General features: G+C 61.7%; 18 protein-coding genes. 2 read left to right on the top strand and 16 right to left on the bottom strand.

The genetic code is table 11. The annotated features are described in order from the left end of the window. The 3 genes from V6M89_RS11330 to V6M89_RS11320 all read right to left on the bottom strand — a co-directional run bounded on the left by V6M89_RS11330 (position 1) and on the right by V6M89_RS11320 (position 3,381). On the bottom strand, positions 1 to 1,161 hold the full coding sequence (locus V6M89_RS11330; RefSeq protein WP_332853261.1) for an efflux RND transporter periplasmic adaptor subunit: 1,161 nt from the start codon (positions 1,159 to 1,161) through the stop codon (positions 1 to 3). Positions 1,162 to 1,300: 139 nt separating this feature from the next. Beyond that, the gene (locus tag V6M89_RS11325; protein ID WP_332853260.1) at positions 1,301 to 2,656 is read right to left on the bottom strand and encodes an ATP-binding protein; all 1,356 of its coding nucleotides are present in this window, start codon (positions 2,654 to 2,656) and stop codon (positions 1,301 to 1,303) included. Next, positions 2,653 to 3,381 carry a response regulator gene (locus V6M89_RS11320; protein ID WP_332853259.1) on the bottom strand — a complete coding sequence of 243 codons (729 nt, stop codon included), beginning with the start codon at positions 3,379 to 3,381 and terminating at the stop codon, positions 2,653 to 2,655. The genes V6M89_RS11325 and V6M89_RS11320 overlap by 4 nt, the downstream gene beginning before the upstream one ends. 197 nt (positions 3,382 to 3,578) lie before the next feature. On the opposite strand from V6M89_RS11320, the gene V6M89_RS11315 reads away from it, so the two are divergent. Next, positions 3,579 to 4,079 carry a Spy/CpxP family protein refolding chaperone gene (locus tag V6M89_RS11315; RefSeq protein WP_332853258.1) on the top strand — a complete coding sequence of 167 codons (501 nt, stop codon included), beginning with the start codon at positions 3,579 to 3,581 and terminating at the stop codon, positions 4,077 to 4,079. A gap of 112 nt (positions 4,080 to 4,191) precedes the next feature. Here the strand turns inward: V6M89_RS11315 and dsbD are convergent, their stop codons facing one another. Beyond that, the gene (dsbD, locus tag V6M89_RS11310) at positions 4,192 to 6,156 is read right to left on the bottom strand and encodes a protein-disulfide reductase DsbD (protein WP_332853257.1); all 1,965 of its coding nucleotides are present in this window, start codon (positions 6,154 to 6,156) and stop codon (positions 4,192 to 4,194) included. A gap of 113 nt (positions 6,157 to 6,269) precedes the next feature. Here dsbD and V6M89_RS11305 point away from each other — a divergent pair, with 113 nt between their 5' ends. Continuing rightward, positions 6,270 to 7,946: a M28 family peptidase gene (locus V6M89_RS11305; protein ID WP_332853256.1), complete on the top strand. Its 1,677-nt coding sequence runs from the start codon at positions 6,270 to 6,272 to the stop codon at positions 7,944 to 7,946. A gap of 53 nt (positions 7,947 to 7,999) precedes the next feature. Here the strand turns inward: V6M89_RS11305 and rplQ are convergent, their stop codons facing one another. The 12 genes from rplQ to rplR all read right to left on the bottom strand — a co-directional run bounded on the left by rplQ (position 8,000) and on the right by rplR (position 14,637). Further along, on the bottom strand, positions 8,000 to 8,398 hold the full coding sequence (gene rplQ / locus V6M89_RS11300) for a 50S ribosomal protein L17 (protein ID WP_026334876.1): 399 nt from the start codon (positions 8,396 to 8,398) through the stop codon (positions 8,000 to 8,002). A gap of 199 nt (positions 8,399 to 8,597) precedes the next feature. Further along, on the bottom strand, positions 8,598 to 9,575 hold the full coding sequence (locus V6M89_RS11295; RefSeq protein WP_008444343.1) for a DNA-directed RNA polymerase subunit alpha: 978 nt from the start codon (positions 9,573 to 9,575) through the stop codon (positions 8,598 to 8,600). Between the two features lie 111 nt (positions 9,576 to 9,686). After that, positions 9,687 to 10,310, bottom strand: a complete 624-nt coding sequence (gene rpsD, locus V6M89_RS11290) for a 30S ribosomal protein S4 (RefSeq protein WP_008444341.1) — start codon at positions 10,308 to 10,310, stop codon at positions 9,687 to 9,689. 224 nt (positions 10,311 to 10,534) lie between these two features. Then, the gene (gene rpsK / locus V6M89_RS11285; RefSeq protein WP_008444339.1) at positions 10,535 to 10,939 is read right to left on the bottom strand and encodes a 30S ribosomal protein S11; all 405 of its coding nucleotides are present in this window, start codon (positions 10,937 to 10,939) and stop codon (positions 10,535 to 10,537) included. Between the two features lie 14 nt (positions 10,940 to 10,953). Further along, positions 10,954 to 11,319 (bottom strand): 30S ribosomal protein S13, encoded by a 366-nt coding sequence (rpsM, locus tag V6M89_RS11280; RefSeq protein WP_020704383.1) that lies wholly within the window; start codon positions 11,317 to 11,319, stop codon positions 10,954 to 10,956. 27 nt (positions 11,320 to 11,346) lie between these two features. Continuing rightward, positions 11,347 to 11,460, bottom strand: a complete 114-nt coding sequence (rpmJ, locus tag V6M89_RS11275) for a 50S ribosomal protein L36 (protein WP_005663407.1) — start codon at positions 11,458 to 11,460, stop codon at positions 11,347 to 11,349. A 30-nt stretch (positions 11,461 to 11,490) separates the two neighbouring features. Continuing rightward, on the bottom strand, positions 11,491 to 11,709 hold the full coding sequence (infA, locus tag V6M89_RS11270; protein WP_005663428.1) for a translation initiation factor IF-1: 219 nt from the start codon (positions 11,707 to 11,709) through the stop codon (positions 11,491 to 11,493). 18 nt (positions 11,710 to 11,727) lie between these two features. Beyond that, positions 11,728 to 13,062 (bottom strand): preprotein translocase subunit SecY, encoded by a 1,335-nt coding sequence (gene secY / locus V6M89_RS11265; protein WP_008444335.1) that lies wholly within the window; start codon positions 13,060 to 13,062, stop codon positions 11,728 to 11,730. A 32-nt stretch (positions 13,063 to 13,094) separates the two neighbouring features. Further along, positions 13,095 to 13,526, bottom strand: coding sequence for a 50S ribosomal protein L15 (gene rplO / locus V6M89_RS11260; RefSeq protein WP_116992806.1), 432 nt, complete (start codon positions 13,524 to 13,526; stop codon positions 13,095 to 13,097). A gap of 27 nt (positions 13,527 to 13,553) precedes the next feature. Then, on the bottom strand, positions 13,554 to 13,736 hold the full coding sequence (rpmD, locus tag V6M89_RS11255; protein ID WP_036623375.1) for a 50S ribosomal protein L30: 183 nt from the start codon (positions 13,734 to 13,736) through the stop codon (positions 13,554 to 13,556). A gap of 10 nt (positions 13,737 to 13,746) precedes the next feature. Next, the gene (rpsE, locus tag V6M89_RS11250; RefSeq protein WP_026334874.1) at positions 13,747 to 14,265 is read right to left on the bottom strand and encodes a 30S ribosomal protein S5; all 519 of its coding nucleotides are present in this window, start codon (positions 14,263 to 14,265) and stop codon (positions 13,747 to 13,749) included. Between the two features lie 9 nt (positions 14,266 to 14,274). Continuing rightward, positions 14,275 to 14,637: a 50S ribosomal protein L18 gene (gene rplR, locus V6M89_RS11245; RefSeq protein WP_020704378.1), complete on the bottom strand. Its 363-nt coding sequence runs from the start codon at positions 14,635 to 14,637 to the stop codon at positions 14,275 to 14,277. Positions 14,638 to 14,647 lie beyond the last annotated feature (10 nt).

The raw sequence follows: 14,647 nt of genomic DNA, 5'->3' as shown, positions 1-14,647 counted from the left end.
TCAGCCCTTCTGTTTGGCGCTGTTGGCCTGGCCGTCGGCAGGCTTGTCGGCGGCGGCGATACGCACCTTGCCGCCCGGCCGCAGGTTTTGCTTGCCGTCGACGATGACTTTCTCATTGCCGCTCAGGCCGGACACGGCGGCGCTTTCGCCAAACGCGTACAGGCGCTTGATGTTCACCACCTTGGCGGACTGGTCGGCATCGACCGCGTAGATGAAGGTGCCGCGGGTATTGCTGATGATAGCGTTTTGCGGTATCACCATGGCGTCTTTCAACACTTGCGAGACCAGCTTGGTGTTGACGTACTGGCCCGGCCACAGATTGGTGTCCCTGTTGTCGAACTGGGCTTTCACGCGGATCACGCCGGCGACCGGATCGACGGTGTTGTCGATGAAGCTCAGGGCGCCGCTGATTTCCTTGTCGGAGTTGCCCAGCGCGACCTTGACCGCCACCGCGCCGGCGTGTTGCGCCTGCAGCAGGCCGGCCAGCGCCGACTCCGGCAAGGTGAAGGACACATTGATCGGATCGAGCTGGGTGATGGTGGTCAGCGAGGTGGCCAGTTGCACCAGGCTGCCCGGATAGACGTTGATGGCGCCGACCCGGCCGTTCATCGGCGCGCGGATCGCGGTGTAGCTGGCGTCGACCCCGACCGAACGGGCGGCGGCGACATCGGACTGCAGCAGCGCGCGCGCCGAATCGACCTGGCTCTTGAGCGTGTCGACCGCGCCCTGGGCGATGAAGTTCTTGGACAGCAGCTCCAGTGAGCGCTTGTACTGGCGCTCGTAGTCGGCCAGCGCGGCCTGGTCGCGCGCGACCTGGGCCTGGGCCTTGTCGACGTTGGCGCGCTCGCTGCGGTCGTCCAGCGTGAACATCAGCTCGCCCGATTTGACGAACTGGCCTTCCTTGATATGCACCTTGGCGATGGTGCTGGTGGTTTGCGGATGCAGGTCCACCGTGCTGATCGGCGTGACGGTGCCGTTCGCTTGCAGCACCACCGGCACATCCTGGCGCACCGGCGCGATCACGCTGACGGTGGTCGGGCCTTGTGCGCCGGCGCCGCTGGCGGCTTTAGGCTGTTCGGCCGTTGGATGCGTCAGGTACCAGACGCCACCGCCTGCCACCACGATGGCGCCGACCAGGAATGCTAAGGAAGATTTTTTCATTATTTTTTGAACTAGGTTTACTGTCGAAAAACATTGCCGCCCTGCATCAGGCGGAATATTGTCGCATAGTATTTGCCGGGAAAACCGCGCCGTGGCCATCGGCGGGCGCTTTTTTCCGGGCTGGAGTTGGGCGCGGGGTTTAGGCGCCGGCGTAGTATTCGGGCACGATCAAGGTGACTTCCAGGCCGCCGTCCGCATGGTTGGACAGCATGACGTTGGCGCCGTGCTGTTCGGCGATGTTGCGGGCGATGGTCAGCCCCAGGCCGGTGCCGCCCGATTCGCGCGAGCGCGAGGTTTCGATGCGGTAGAACGGTTCGAACACGCGCGCCATCTGGTCCTGGTCGATGCCGGGGCCGCCGTCGCGGATGCGGATGCGGGCCGCGCCCACCATGCGCTCGACGGTGACATTGGCGTAGTGGCCATACTTGACGGCGTTGTCGATCAGGTTGACCAGGCAGCGGCGTATCGCCAGCGGCCGGCCCATCAGCGCCATCGCCGCGCGGCCGCGCAGTTCGACCTGCTGGCCGCCGTCGGTGGCGTCGCTGCACACGCTGTCGAGCAGCGAATCGAGATCCAGCGCCTGCATGGTTTCGGTGGTGTCCATGCTGCGCGCCAGGTCCAGGCCTTCCTTGACCATTTGCTGCATCGCCGACAGGTCGTCGATCAGGCGCTGCTGCAATTCCTGGTCGCCGACCTTTTCCAGCCGCAGGCGCAGGCGGGTCAGCGGGGTTTGCAGGTCGTGGGTGATGGCCGCCAGCATCTGCGTGCGTTGCATGATGTGCTGGCGGATGCGCGCCTGCATGGCGTTGAAGGCGGCGCTGGCCTGGCGGATCTCGGCCGCGCCGCTCAGCGCCACCGGCGCGTGGTTGATGTCGTTGCCCAGGTCCTTGGCGGCCTGCGCCAGCTGCTTGAGCGGACGCACGGTCATGCGGGTCACCAGGTAGGCCAGCGCGGCAATGCTGAACAGGAAGGGCAGCATGGCCATCAGCTCGCTATGACCCGACGGCGGCGGCGCGCGCGGCGGCAGCACGGACAGCTTGAGCACCTGGCCGTCGTGCAGCTGCACGTTCATGGTTTCGCAGGTGCCGCGCCACTGGCTCGGCGCGAAGATGTTGTTGCTCTTGCGCGGCAGGTCGCAGGCGGCCGGATGCTCGGCCAACGGACCCAGCTTGTAGCCCGCGCCCAGGCGCTGCTGCAGGGTGGAGGAAAACTCGGTCGGCGGCAGCGCGGTGGCCAGCGGCATGTCGGTCGCCTCCAGCCGGACGGTGCCGCGGTTGGCCATGCGCAGGTAGGTCGGGCGCGAGGCTTCCGGCAGCACGTCCGCCGTGGTGATCAATTGTTCGGCGCGCTCCAGCGCGTGGAAGTCGCGGTAGCGCTCCAGCGCGCGCGTGCGTTCGCCCACCGCCAGCCACTGGGTCAGCGCCGCCGAGGCGACGATACCGAGCAGCAGGATCAGGAACACCCGCCCGGTCATGGATCCGAAGAAGACTTTCACGCTTGCGGCTCCACGCTGACGGTGCCGGCCAGCACGTAGCCGCCGTTGCGCACGGTCTTGATGATTTGCGGCAGGCGCGCATCCTCGCCCAGCTTCTGGCGCAGGCGGCTGATCTGGATGTCGATCGAGCGGTCGAAGGGATCGGCGTCGCGGCCCTGGGTCAGGTTGAGCAGTTGGTCGCGGTTGAGCACGCGGTTCGGATGTTCGAGGAAGACCTTGAGCAGGCGGAATTCGGCGCCCGACAGCATGATGACGATGCCGTCCGGATTGAGCAGGTGGCGCGCGGTCAGGTCCAGCGTCCAGCCGGAGAAGCGCAGCTGTTGCGCCTTCTCGGCGCCGCTGCCGACCGGCATCGCGTTACTACGGCGCAGCACGCTGCGGATGCGCGCCAGCAGCTCGCGCGGTTCGAACGGTTTCGGCAGGTAATCGTCGGCGCCCATTTCCAGGCCGAGGATGCGGTCCAGCGGTTCGTTGCGGGCGGTCAGCATGATGACGGGCAGCGTGGAGTGGGCGCGCAGCTTGCGGCACAGGGTCAGGCCGTCGTCGCCGGGCAGGTTGAGATCGAGCACCACCAGGTCGGGCCGGCCTTCGTCGAGCAGCTTCCACATGGCGGTGCCGTCGGCGGCGCACAGGGCGCGGTAGCCATTCGATTCGAGGTAGTCGGCCAGCAAAGTGCGGATGTCGCGATCGTCGTCTACGATCAAGATAGTTGATGTGGGTTCCATGTGCTAATTATCCCCAGTTAGACGGTGCGTGACCAATCACCAATTGTATCGTCTTGTATATCCCCCTAGGGGCGAAACATCTGGATACAAAATCTCAGGCCCGCGAAACTTGGCGGCAACCTTGCGCTGCCACTATGCATTCAAGCGCGGTGCCAAATGCGTCGCGATACCTAACTTTCAATGATAGAGGAACGACCATGAACGTCTTACGCAAAAGCATATTGATCGGTTTTACCGTGCTGGGCATGGCGGCAGCGCAGGCTCAAACGCAGGCGGAAAATTCGGCGCCGCCGGCCGGCCGTCACGGCGCCGCTGTCAACAAGGAGCAGATGCAGGCCAAGATGGCGGAGATGTACGCCAAGCGCCAGGCCAAGATGCACGATCTGCTGAAACTGACGGCGCAGCAGGAATCGGCGTGGGCCACCTACCAGGCGGCCATCGGGCCGGCCGCGACCGGCGGCACCTTGCCGGACCGCGCGGCGATCGCCAAGATGTCGGCGCCGGACCGCATGGCCAAGATGCTGGACCTGAGCAAGCAACATCAGGTCAAGATGGAGGCGCACCTGGCCGCGCTGACGGCGTTCTACGGCCAGCTGACGGCCGAGCAGAAAGCCATCTTTGACGACCACAGCAGGGGCGGCGCGCATGGCGGCCATCACTTCGGCCCACGCGGCGGCTGGCACGGCCAGCGCGGCTAAACAGCGTCACGCCCCCCATTGGGGGACGTGACTTCCCAAGCAAGTGGGAATCCATGCTGAGCCGGCAACGCAGCGGCCTTATGGACTCCCGCCTGCGCGGGAGTGACGGAACTTAGTTCAACCGGGACAGGGACGCCGTAAACTTGGCCGCATCCTGGAAGCCGATGACGCGGGCGCCGTCGATTTCCTTGCCTTGCTTGTCGAACAGGATGATGCCCGGCGGGCCGAACAGGCCGAAGCGTTTCAGCATGGCTTTGTCGTCGGCGTCGTTGGCGGTCACGTCCACTTGCAGCAGCACGCTGTTGGCCAACCGGGCGCGCACTTGCGGATCGACGAAGGTCAGTTTTTCCATTTCCTTGCAGGACACGCACCAGTCGGCGTAGAAGTCCAGCACGGCGGTCTTGCCGCCGGTCTGCGCCAGCACCGCGTCGAGCTGTTGCACAGTCTTGATGCGCTGGAAGGCCAATGGCGCTTCGTGCTTGCCGCCGGTCAGATGCGCCAGCGGCGCCAGCGGGTCGCGACCACCGCTGACCACGCCCACCAGCTGCATCAGGCCCAGCACGGCAACGACGAGGCCGACCGACTTGGCCACCCACTTACCCCGATTCATCAGCAGGTACATGCCGTAGCCGACCAACAGCGCGGCCCAGCCCATCATCTGCACCGCGGCCGGCAGCACCGGCGACACCAGCCACCAGCCCATCGCCAGCATCAGCACGCCGAAGAAGCGCTTGACCGCGTCCATCCACATGCCTGCGCGCGGCAGCAAGGCGCCGGCCGAGACGCCGACCAGCATCAGCGGCACGCTCATGCCGACCGCCATCGCAAACAGGGCGCTGCCGCCGATGACGATGTCGCGGCTCTGGCTGATGTAGACCAGCGCGGCGGCCAGCGGCGCGGCCACGCAAGGACCGACGATCAGCGCCGAGATCGCGCCCATCACGAACACGCCGGCCAGCTTGCCGGAAGATTGACGGTTCGACACCGTACTCAGTTTGGATTGCAGCGCGGCCGGCACTTGCAGCTCGTAGACGCCGAACATCGACAGCGACAGCGCCGCCATCAGCAGGCCGAAGCCGCCCAGCACCCACGGGTTTTGCAGCGCGGCGGCCAAGCCCTCGCCCGCCAGGCCGGCGGCGACGCCCAGCGCGGTGTAGACGATGGCCATGCCGAGCGAATACGTGACCGACAACAGCAGGCCGCGTCCACGGCTGCTGTTGGCGCCCTCGCCGACGATGATCGACGACAGGATGGGCACCATCGGCAGCACGCAGGGCGTGAACGACAGGCCCAGGCCCAGCAAGGCGAACAACGGCAGGATGACCAGCAGCTTGCCCGATTTGAGCGCCGCTTCCAGGTGGCCGGAATCGCTGACCGGCACGGCTGCCGCCGGCGGCTTCAGCGGCGGCAGGATGGTGGCGGTCGGCATCGGAATGGCGCGGATGGTGACGCCCGGCGTCAACGCCGCAGGCTTGCCTTCACTGGCCGTGGTGCTGGCGGCTGGCGCTGCGCCGGCGGCCGGTGCGCTCGCTGCCGGCAGCACGGTCAGCGGCGCCGCTGTGGCGTTGATTGGAGTTGTTGCCACTGCGGCGGTGGTGGCTGTGGCGGCTGCAGGCTTGGCGCCGGCGGGCGCGGCCGGCAACGGCACCGAGCCGCTGCCGACCAGCTGGATCTTGTAATCCTGCGGCGCGTAGCACAGGCCCTTGTCCGAGCAGCCCTGCCCGACCGCCATCAGCGTGAACGAGCCGTCGACGTCGACCGGCAGCGTCATGGTGACGCTCTTGCGATAGGTCTCGACATTCTTGCCGAAGGTTTCATCGAAATGCACGGTGCCGGCCGGTATCGACAGCGCGCCCAGCTTGGCGCCGTTGGCGCTGAACTTGAAGCGCTCCCGGTACATATAGTAGCCATCGGCGATCTGGAAGCTGACCGACACGGTATGGCCATCGACCATGCGGGCCGAGAACTTGAACGCCGCATCGGGTTCCAGGAAGCCGTCGTCGGCCAGCGCGGGACGCGCCATCAACAGGGCGATCAGCGACAGCAGCGACACGAGCAGGCGGGCAATACGAAGCATGAGTTTTCTTTCAACGAAACGAGCACCAGCATAGTACACCGAGGCTACCTTTCGCGCCTGAGGCCAGTCTTAAAGCCTGCTAAACTCAGCTTTTTCCCGCGATGGAGCAAGCAATGACCGCACTACGTCCCCTGCTGTTTTCCGCCCTAACCCTAACCCTGACCGCCGGCGCCGCATGCGCCCAGGCGCCCGCCAAGGCGCTGGCCAGCGTGTCGCCACAGGATTTGCTGGACCACATCAAGACGCTGGCGTCCGATGATTTCGAGGGCCGCGCGCCGGGTTCGCCGGGCGAGGCCAAGACCGTGGCTTACCTGCAGCAACAGTTCAAGAAGCTGGGACTGAAGCCGGGCAACCCCAACGGCGGCTGGACCCAGGCGGTGCCGATGCGCGGCCTGCAACCGACGCCCAGCTTCAGCTACACGATAGGCGGCCGGACGGTGGCGCTGAACTTCCCGGAAGACTACGTGGCCCATTCGACCAGCCAGCCCACCAGCGTCAGCGTCGGCAATTCCGAGATCGTGTTTGTCGGCTACGGCGTGCAGGCGCCCGAGTACGGCTGGGACGACTACAAGGGCGTCGACGTGCGCGGCAAGACCATCCTGATGCTGATCAACGATCCGGCCGTGCCCGATCCGAAAGACCCGTCCCGGCTGGATCCGGCCATGTTCAAGGGCAGCGCCATGACCTACTACGGCCGCTGGACCTACAAATACGAGATCGCCGCCAAACTGGGCGCGGCGGCGGCCATCATCATCCACGAGACCAAGCCGGCGGCCTATCCGTGGGACGTGGTGCGCAGCGGCGGCAATGGCGAGCAGTTCAGCCTGCTGCACGACGGCGCCGATCCCGATGCGCCGGCGGTGCCGGGCTGGATCCAGCTGGACAAGGCAAAACAGATGATGGCGGCGGCCGGCTACGATTTCGACACGCTCAAGCAGCAGGCGCTGAGCAAGGACTTCCGCCCCGTCAGCCTGAAGGGCACGGCCGACTTCAAGGTGGAGAACACGGCGCGCACGGTCAATTCGAACAATGTGCTGGGCCTGATCGAGGGCAGCGATCCCAAGCTCAAGCATGAGTACGTGATCTACAGCGCGCATTGGGACCACCTGGGCATCGACCAGCGCCTGCCGGGCACGCGCACGCAGCAGATCTATCACGGCGCGCTGGACAACGCGTCCGGCACCGCCGCGTTGCTGGCGCTGGCCAAGGCCTACAAGACGCTGCCGAAGGCGCCCAAGCGCTCCATCCTGTTCCTGGCGACCACGGCCGAGGAACGCGGCCTGCTGGGGGCGAAATACTATGCGGCCCATCCGCTGTATCCACTCAAGCGGACGGTGGCCAACATCAATATCGACGGCATCAACGCCTGGGGCAAGACGGCGCAGATCGAGAACGTGACCTCGGGCCATTCCAGCATCGACGAACTGCTGGTCAAGTATGCGGCCGCGCAGGGCCGGTTGATGGCGAAGGATGCACGGCCGGAACTGGGCAGCTTCTACCGCGCCGACCAGTTGGAGTTCGCGCGCGCGGGCGTGCCGGTGCTGTACACCAAGGCCCGCAGCGGCTTCCTGGACCAGCCGGACACGTATGCGCACGAGGTGGTCGACAGCTATGTCGCGCATGACTACCACCAGGTGACGGACAATGTCCGCGGCGACTGGGACTTCCGCGGCGGCGTGCAGGACATCCAGCTGCTGTTCCAGGTGGGGCTGGATATCGCCCAGGGGACGACGCCGACCTGGAACGCCGGCTCGGAGTTCAAGGCGGCCGGCGATCAGCGCCTGAAATAAAAAAAGCCAGGCAGAGCCTGGCTTTCTTCATAACACGGTGACAACGGCGAAGATTACTCTTCTGCGGTTGGCGCTGCGTCGATGTCGGTGACTTCTGGACGGTCCATCAGCTCAACGTAAGCCATAGGAGCGTTGTCGCCAACACGGAAACCCATTTTCAGGATGCGCAGGTAGCCGCCGTTGCGGTTTGCGTAGCGTGGGCCCAGTTCTGCGAACAGCTTCAGAACCATTTCACGATCGCGCAGACGGGCGAATGCCAGACGCTTGTTAGCCAGGGTGTCGGTCTTGCCCATGGTCAGGATAGGCTCAACTACGCGGCGCAGCTCTTTAGCTTTTGGCAGCGTGGTTTTGATGGCTTCATGACGCAGCAGGGAAACGGTCATGTTGCGCAGCATTGCCAGACGGTGGGACGAGGTACGATTCAGTTTACGGAGGCCGTGACGGTGACGCATGGTACTTCCTTTCAGGTGTTTAAATCCGAGTTCTTCGATCGCTCACGTTAGCCGTGAGCGCGGACCGGTTCTAGGGATATACGCCCCGGGCAACATGCCAGAGACGGTACTGCAACCGCGTCGCTCCCGCGCAGGCGGGAGTCCATACTGAGCATGCTCGGCATGGGTCCCCGCTTTCGCGGGGACGACGCAATAGTGATTATTTTTCCAGGCCTGCAGGCGGCCAGTTTTCCAGCTTCATGCCCAAGGTCAGGCCGCGGGATGCCAGCACTTCCTTGATTTCGTTCAGGGACTTGCGGCCCAGGTTCGGCGTCTTCAGCAGTTCGTTTTCCGAACGCTGGATCAGGTCGCCGATGTAGTAGATGTTTTCGGCTTTCAGGCAGTTGGCCGAACGCACGGTCAGTTCCAGGTCGTCCACTGGACGCAGCAGGATAGGATCGACCAGCGGTGCGCGCGAAGGAGCTTCAGCAGCGGCTTCGGTGCCTTCCAGGGCGGCGAACACGTTCAGTTGATCGACCAGCACGCGGGCCGATTGACGGATCGCTTCTTCCGGCGAGATGACGCCGTTGGTTTCGATGTTGATGATCAGCTTGTCCAGGTCGGTACGCTGTTCCACGCGAGCGGACTCGACGAAGTAGGAAACGCGGCGTACTGGCGAGAACGATGCATCCAGAATGATGCGGCCGATGGTCTTGTTGGTGTCTTCGGACAGGCGGCGAACGTTACCCGGCACATAGCCACGGCCTTTTTCGACTTTGATCTGCATGTCCAGTTTGCCGCCGGCGGTCAGGTGGGCGATCACGTGGTCCGGATTGATCAGTTCCACGTCGTGTGGCAGATCGATGTCCGAAGCCAGGATGGCGCCTTCGCCTTCCTTTTTCAGGGTCAGGGTGACGGAGTCACGGTTGTGGACTTTAAAGACCACGCCCTTCAGGTTCAGCAGCAGGTCAACGACGTCTTCCTGCACGCCGTCGAGCGACGAGTATTCGTGTACAACGCCCGCGATCGTCACTTCGGTCGGCGCGTAGCCCACCATCGACGACAGCAGTACGCGGCGCAGCGCATTACCCAATGTATGGCCATAGCCGCGTTCGAACGGCTCCATCACTACTTTAGCGTGGCCGGCGCCCAGCGCCTCTACATCGATAATACGTGGCTTCAACAGACTGTTTTGCATGTAAATGTCCTCTTCAATACCCTCGGCGCGTTAGGCCGATAAGGCTGATGGCATTAGTGAAAACGCCCGCTGGTCACAGCGGGCGGGTTTTGGTGCTACTTAGACTACAGATTAACGCGAGTACAGTTCGACGATCAGCGATTCGTTGACGTCGTTGGCGATCTCATTGCGCTCTGGCAGGGACTTGAAAGTACCTTCCATTTTCTTGGCATCGACCGACACCCAAGCTGGCATGCCAACTTGTTCAGCCAGCGACAGCGCTTCAACGATACGCACTTGCTTTTTCGATTTTTCACGAACAGCGATGACGTCGCCGACTTTAACCACGTACGAAGCGATGTTGACCACTTGGCCGTTCACGGTGAACGCTTTGTGCGATACCAGCTGACGCGCTTCAGCGCGGGTCGAGCCGAAGCCCATGCGGTATGCAACGTTGTCCAGGCGGGTTTCCAGCAGCTTCAGCAGGGTTTCGCCGGTGTTGCCTTTGCGACGGTCGGCTTCTGCGAAGTAGCGACGGAACTGACGTTCCAGAACGCCGTACATACGCTTAACTTTTTGCTTTTCGCGCAGTTGGTTGCCGTAGTCCGAGGTGCGGGCACCCGATTTCACGCCGTGCTGGCCTGGTTTGACGTCCAGTTTGCACTTGCTGTCCAGCGAGCGACGTGCGCTCTTCAGGAACAGGTCAGTACCTTCACGACGGGAGAGTTTTGCTTTAGGTCCGATATAACGTGCCACGATGCTTCCTTTTTTTAAATAATAACGCCCCAGCCATCCTGCGATGGTTAGGCGCTAGTCTGATCCTCAGGGTGGGCCAGACGGTGGCTCAAAATGCGAATAACCCGCCGAACGCTGTTCGACAGGCGACAACAGCCGGGCAGTATAACCGTTTCCGGTCTCCTGCTCCAGCGATTTCTTCTAGTCGGAAGGAGGCGAAGCGAACTTCGCCGCCGACCGGACTATTAGATACGACGACGTTTTGGAGGACGGCAGCCGTTGTGCGGTACTGGGGTAACGTCCTGGATCTCGGTGATCTTGATGCCCAGGTTGTTCAGTGCGCGCACTGCGGATTCACGACCAGGACCAGGGCCCTTGATGCGTACTTCCAGGTTCTTCACGCCGCATTCGACTGCGACTTTACCAGCTGCTTCAGCCGCAACCTGCGCTGCGAACGGGGTCGATTTACGCGAACCCTTGAAGCCAGCACCACCGGAGGTCGCCCACGACAGAGCGTTGCCCTGACGGTCGGTGATGGTAATGATGGTGTTGTTGAAGGAAGCGTGAACGTGCGCGATACCTTCGGCAACGTTCTTCTTGACCTTCTTGCGTACGCGCGCTGCTGCTGCGCTGCTTTGTTGCTTAGCCATGTGATTTCCCTAGATTATTTCTTGAGCGATTGAGCGGCTTTGCGCGGGCCCTTGCGGGTACGTGCATTGGTGCGGGTGCGTTGACCGCGGACCGGCAGGCCCTTACGGTGACGCATGCCGCGGTAGCAACCCAGATCCATCAAACGCTTGATGTTCATGGACAGCTCACGACGCAGGTCGCCTTCGACGATGAATTTAGCTACTTCATCGCGCAGCTTTTCCAGTTCGCTGTCGTCCAGATCTTTGACCTTTTTAGTGGTCGCGATACCCGTTGCGGCGCAGATGAACTTTGCGCGTGGACGGCCTACACCGTAGATGGCCGTCAGGCCGATTACGGTGTGCTGATGATTGGGGATATTAACCCCTGCAATACGTGCCATTCGTTATTCCTCGATAAATAACGGTTATTAACCTTGACGCTGCTTGTGACGTGGTTCGACGCAGATTACGCGAACAACGCCCTTGCGCTTGATGATCTTGCAGTTGCGGCAGATCCGCTTGACTGAGGCGTTAACTTTCATTTTGCTCTCTCTTCTTGGTTCGATTTATAGTTACTTGGTCCGGAACACGATGCGTGCGCGGCTCAGGTCGTAAGGTGTCAGCTCTACCGTCACCTTGTCGCCAGGAAGAATGCGGATATAGTTCATCCGCATTTTACCCGAAATATGCCCGAGCACCACGTGTCCGTTTTCCAGCTTCACTCGAAATGTTGCATTCGGGAGATTCTCAAGAATCTCGCCCTGCATCTGTATGACGTCGTCTTTTGCCATTCGGTATGTTTACCGCGCTTATCGCGTCGGAATTCCGCCCTTGAAATTTGCTTTGCGCAGCAGCGATTCATATTGCTGCGACATCACGTAGTTTTGCACTTGCGCCATGAAATCCATGGTAACAACCACAATAATCAACAGAGAAGTGCCGCCGAAATAGAACGGTACTTTCCACTCGGCTTGCATGAATTCCGGCAACAAACACACCAAAGTGATGTAGATGGCGCCAGCCAGTGTCAAACGTGTCAGGATCTTGTCGATGTAACGGGCAGTCTGCTCACCGGGACGTATCCCTGGCACAAAGGCCCCGCTCTTCTTCAAGTTGTCCGCTGTTTCTTTGCTGTTGAAGACCAGCGCTGTATAGAAGAAACAGAAAAACACGATCGCAATGGCGTACAACAGTGCGTGGATGGGCTCGCCTGGCCCCATCGATGCTGCCAAATCTTTCAGGAACCGGACCGCCGGGTTGGCCGTATCGGCGCCCTTCGTAAACCAGTCCACGATCGTTGCTGGGAACAAGATAATCGACGAAGCGAAGATCGGTGGGATCACGCCGGCCATATTCAACTTCAATGGCAGGTGCGACGTTTGTCCACCGTAAATCTTGTTACCCACCTGGCGTTTCGCATAGTTCACCAGAATCTTGCGTTGGCCACGTTCCACAAATACCACCAAGAACGTCACCGCCACAACCAGGATCATGATGATGATCGCGGAGAAGGCACCGATCGAACCGTTGCTCACCGACGAGGCCAAGCCCGCCAGCGCGCCCGGCAGACCGGCAGCGATACCCGCGAAAATGATGATCGAGATGCCGTTACCGAGACCGCGCTCGGTAATCTGCTCGCCCAACCACATCACGAACATGGTTCCGGTCAACAGCGTAACGACCGTCACGAAACGGAATGCATAGCCTGGATCCAGCACCAGACCTGCTTGCGACTCCAGTGCGACTGCGATGGCCAACGCTTGGAACGTAGCCAGCACCACCGTGAAATACCGGGTGTACTGGGTGATCTTGCGACGGCCAGCTTCGCCTTCTTTTTTGAGCGCTTCCATCTGCGGAGACACGATCGACACCAGCTGCATGATGATCGAGGCCGAGATGTAAGGCGTGATACCCAGCGCAAAGACTGTGAAGCGCGCCAGAGCGCCACCGCTGAACATGTTCAACATGCCCAGGATGCCGCCCTCTTGCGACTTGAACAGCGAGGCCAATTGTACCGGATCGATCCCGGGAACCGGGATGTGAGCGCCGATACGATAAACCACCAATGCGCCAAGCAAGAACCAGAGCCGGCCCCAAGGGAAACCAGCTGCTGCACTTTTAGCCAATTGTGGATTAGTCGCCAATTTTCGCTCCGATCAAGCTGTTAGCGGTCAACTCAGGCTACCGAGCCGCCGGCTGCTTCGATGGCGGCTTTCGCGCCAGCGGTCACTTTCAGGCCTTTGAGGTTCACCGCTTTGGTGATCTCGCCGGACAGAATGACGCGTACGTCGCGTGCCAGCACGCCCAGTACGCCAGCTTGCTTCAGGACCAGGATGTCGATGTCGCCAACGGCCAGGTTGTTCAGGTCGGACAGACGCACTTCAGCTTTGAAGGTGGCGTTGAGCGACTTGAAACCGCGCTTAGGCAGACGGCGTTGCAGAGGCATCTGACCGCCTTCGAAACCGACTTTGTGGAAGCCGCCCGAACGCGATTTTTGACCCTTGTGACCACGGCCCGAGGTTTTACCCAGACCGGAGCCGATACCGCGGCCGACGCGACGCTTGTAGTGCTTAGCGCCATCGGCTGGTTGTATGGTATTCAGTTCCATGATTTCTCCGTGTGTAAGCCCGGGGGCTTACGCAACTACTTTAACGAGGTACGAGACTTTGTTGATCATGCCGCGCACGGATGGGGTGTCCTGCAACTCGGCGACCGAGTTAACACGACGCAGACCCAGACCGCGAACGGTGGCACGGTGGTCTTCACGCGTGCCGATCAAGCCCTTGACCAATTGTACTTTGACGGTTTTAGTTGTCATAATGTCCACCTTAGCCCAGGATCTCTTCTACCGACTTGCCGCGTTTCGCAGCAATCTCAGCAGGAGTACTCATTTTTGCCAGACCATCCAGCGTGGCGCGAACCAGGTTGTAAGGGTTGCTCGAGCCGGTGGATTTCGCCACGACGTCGGTCACGCCCATTACTTCGAAGATTGCGCGCATTGCGCCGCCAGCGATGACGCCGGTACCTGGTTTAGCAGGCGACATCATTACTTTCGACGCGCCGTGACGACCGGTAACGGTGTGCTGCAGGGTGCCGTTCTTCAGGTTGACCTTGATCAGGTTGCGACGGGCTTCTTCCATTGCCTTTTGCACACCAACCGGGACTTCCTTCGACTTGCCCTTGCCCATGCCGATGCGGCCATCGCCGTCACCAACCACGGTCAGCGCGGCGAAACCCATGATACGACCACCCTTGACCACTTTGGTCACGCGGTTGATCGCGATCATTTTTTCGCGCATGCCGTCATCCGGCTTGTCGCTTGCCATTTTTGCTTGCATTTTTGCCATGATCGTTCCTTAGAACTTCAGACCGGCTTCGCGCGCGGCTTCTGCCAGCGCCTTCACACGGCCGTGGTAACGGAAACCGGAGCGGTCGAACGCGACTTCGGTAATCCCTGCTTTCAGTGCTTTCTCTGCGACGCGCTTGCCGACGATCGCGGCAGCAGCAGCGTTGCCGCCCTTGCCCGATTTGCCAGCCAGTTCGTTGCGCACTTCGACTTCTGCCGTGGACGCCGATACCAGAATTTTGGCATCCGGCGAGATCAGGTTCGCGTAGATATGCAGGTTAGTGCGGTGTACCGACAGGCGGTTCACTTTCTGTTGCGCGATCTTGATCCGGGTTTGGCGTCCGCGGCGCAGACGTGATTCTTTCTTGTCCATCGTCAGCCCC

The sequence above is a fragment of the Duganella sp. S19_KUP01_CR8 genome (assembly GCF_036688705.1).
Classification (GTDB): Bacteria; Pseudomonadota; Gammaproteobacteria; order Burkholderiales; family Burkholderiaceae_D; genus Rugamonas.
The sequence above is the reverse complement of the archived record's forward strand: the minus strand, read 5'-3'. Positions and strand labels throughout refer to the sequence as shown.

Coding starts and splice junctions, on each gene's coding strand:
- V6M89_RS11330 (WP_332853261.1), bottom strand. CDS start 1,161: ATGAAAAAATCTTCCTTAGCATTCCTGGTCGGCGCCATCGTGGTGGCA.
- V6M89_RS11320 (WP_332853259.1), bottom strand. CDS start 3,381: ATGGAACCCACATCAACTATCTTGATCGTAGACGACGATCGCGACATC.
- V6M89_RS11315 (WP_332853258.1), top strand. CDS start 3,579: ATGAACGTCTTACGCAAAAGCATATTGATCGGTTTTACCGTGCTGGGC.
- dsbD (WP_332853257.1), bottom strand. CDS start 6,156: ATGCTTCGTATTGCCCGCCTGCTCGTGTCGCTGCTGTCGCTGATCGCC.
- V6M89_RS11305 (WP_332853256.1), top strand. CDS start 6,270: ATGACCGCACTACGTCCCCTGCTGTTTTCCGCCCTAACCCTAACCCTG.
- rplQ (WP_026334876.1), bottom strand. CDS start 8,398: ATGCGTCACCGTCACGGCCTCCGTAAACTGAATCGTACCTCGTCCCAC.
- V6M89_RS11295 (WP_008444343.1), bottom strand. CDS start 9,575: ATGCAAAACAGTCTGTTGAAGCCACGTATTATCGATGTAGAGGCGCTG.
- rpsK (WP_008444339.1), bottom strand. CDS start 10,939: ATGGCTAAGCAACAAAGCAGCGCAGCAGCAGCGCGCGTACGCAAGAAG.
- rpsM (WP_020704383.1), bottom strand. CDS start 11,319: ATGGCACGTATTGCAGGGGTTAATATCCCCAATCATCAGCACACCGTA.
- rpmJ (WP_005663407.1), bottom strand. CDS start 11,460: ATGAAAGTTAACGCCTCAGTCAAGCGGATCTGCCGCAACTGCAAGATC.
- infA (WP_005663428.1), bottom strand. CDS start 11,709: ATGGCAAAAGACGACGTCATACAGATGCAGGGCGAGATTCTTGAGAAT.
- rplO (WP_116992806.1), bottom strand. CDS start 13,526: ATGGAACTGAATACCATACAACCAGCCGATGGCGCTAAGCACTACAAG.
- rpmD (WP_036623375.1), bottom strand. CDS start 13,736: ATGACAACTAAAACCGTCAAAGTACAATTGGTCAAGGGCTTGATCGGC.
- rpsE (WP_026334874.1), bottom strand. CDS start 14,265: ATGGCAAAAATGCAAGCAAAAATGGCAAGCGACAAGCCGGATGACGGC.
- rplR (WP_020704378.1), bottom strand. CDS start 14,637: ATGGACAAGAAAGAATCACGTCTGCGCCGCGGACGCCAAACCCGGATC.